The sequence below is a fragment of the Dactylosporangium sp. NPDC005572 genome (assembly GCF_040605515.1).
In the GTDB taxonomy this organism is placed as follows: domain Bacteria; phylum Actinomycetota; class Actinomycetes; order Mycobacteriales; family Micromonosporaceae; genus Dactylosporangium.
Map to the genome: position 1 here is coordinate 1 of NZ_JBEXCY010000443.1, position 2,090 is coordinate 2,090.

General features: G+C 66.3%; 1 protein-coding gene. It reads right to left on the minus strand.

Annotation, left to right across the window (positions count from 1 at the left end):
- Nucleotides 1-177: 177 nt before the first annotated feature.
- The gene (gene ltrA / locus ABZS66_RS61455; RefSeq protein ID WP_354774214.1) at nt 178-1,500 is read right to left on the minus strand and encodes a group II intron reverse transcriptase/maturase; all 1,323 of its coding nucleotides are present in this window, start codon (nt 1,498-1,500) and stop codon (nt 178-180) included.
- Nucleotides 1,501-2,090 lie beyond the last annotated feature (590 nt).

A 2,090-nucleotide genomic window follows, 5' to 3' on the forward strand; every position in this document is an offset into this window, starting at 1 on the left:
GTGGAGGGTAGGAGGCAGGCGCGGTGGCGTGATCGCCGGTAGGTCCCAGGGTCTGTATTCCCGCGGTTTCCCGGAGGGTCGTCCCACCCGTGGTGACCGTGGTCGGTGCTTCCGTTTCCAGCCTCCCCCCGTCAATCCGTGCGTAAGGTTCTCCCTTACACGGCTTACCGACGCCCTTCACCCGGAGGCATGCACGGCGCGGCCGTACGCGACGTTCCCGGCGAGGCTTTCCAGCCCGAGGCGGTTACCAGACATGATGATGTGTTTCATGCCGTTGCCCCGGCCCGATCGCCCGTGCCGTTTGGATAGCAGCAGCGCCATCCGCTCGAACACATAGTGATCGAGCTTGGCGAAGCTGCGGGCCGAGTTGCCGTAGCGGTAGTACTGGCGCCATCCTCGAAGGAACTGGTTGAGGTCCTCGACCAGTAGCCGGGTGGATAGATGGCACCGGTTGCGGCCGGTCAACTCCCGGATGCGGGAGCGCGCCCGGCTCATCGCCTTGGCACTTGGCCAGCACGCCGGATAACGGAACTTCGGGTACCGACGCGAGGGGACCATCCGATGATGGAACCCGAGGAAGTCGTACCCGTCTTGTCCGCTGGCCACGCCGACGAGGCGTGTCTTGGCCGGCGCGAGCGCCAACCCCAGCCCGGCCAGGATCTCGGTGAGCGCCGCCAAGGCGGCCTCGGCCCGTTGCCTGGTTGGACACAGCACGCATACATCGTCGGCGTAACGGATCAGCGTCCCCAGCCGGTGGTAGCGCTCCTGCCATGCCCGGTCCAAACGGTGGAGCACCACATTGGCGAGCACGGGCGAGAGCGGACCGCCCTGCGGGGAACCTTCCGTCGGGAAGCTCAACGATGTTCCGTCGAGCACCCCGGCGCCCAGGATCGCCCGGATGAGCTTCAATACCTTCCGGTCACTGATCCGTTCTCTGAGACATTCCAGTACGAGATCGAACCCGAGCCGGTCGAAGAAGCTCTCAATGTCGGCGTCCACCACCCACGTCCGGCCCTCACGTGCCGCTTCCCGCATCGCCTGCAAGGCTTGGTGGGCGGAACGTTTGGGTCGGAAACCGAACGAGCAGGGCAGGAAATCGGCCTCCACGATCGGCTCAATGACGATCTTGATGGCCTGCTGGACCACCCGATCCCGCACCGCCGCGATGCCCAGTGGGCGCCGCTTGGCCGTGCCGGGTTTGGGTATCCACACCCGCCGCACCGGCAACGGGCGGTAAGTCCCGTCCCGCAGCTCGGTAGCCAAGTCTTCGAGCAGCCGCTCGACTCCCCCAGCCTCGATCTGGCCGATGGTCAACGCATCGACTCCGGGTGCGCCCTGGTTGGCGCGCACCTCCAACCACGCGCGCCGGAGTACGTCCCTGCGGAGGATCCGGTCATACAGCGCGTGGAAACGACGGTTCGGCGACCGCTTGGCCGCCAGGTACAGCTTGTGTTGCAGGACCCGAGTCTTATCAAGGGTGTTGTTGGGCCTTGCGGCCATGCACCGACTCCTCCCAGCGTGCAAGCACAGACGAAGCAGGGGCCCTTCGCTACGGCGGGTTGTGTTGTCCACGCCGATAACCGCTACTACGACCCCCTCCGACGCCCACCCGGCTCGATGCGACTTCCCGTTGGACGGTTATACGCACCGGCTGCTCCACAGGCCGCAGACCCGCGGGCCGGGGAGGGCCTCTCCAGTTCCCGCCACCACCTTCCGAACGTTCCACGCCCCATACGGCGGGGGGTTCCTCAGCGCTGCATCTCCAGGATCTTCACGCCTTCCATGGCCTTCGCCGTGATACTCCCGGCTCGGCTCCCCCTTGCTCCCCTTACGGGGTTGGACTTACGCCGCGGCAGGCTTCGCTTCATGCTGCGGACCGCTCGGTTGCTCCCACCATGTGGCTTTCGACGCTGGGCTCCGACGTCGGGCGTTTCCCCCCGACGCCGCCAGCCTGCTACCGGGCTCCCTGGTAACTACCCGGACGGGACTCACACCCGCTGGCGGTGACGAGCTTGCGGACACCCGCGATCAGACCATCAGGACCACCGTCCTCCAATCCGTTCGCGCGTGCCCTCTGGACACGCAGTAGT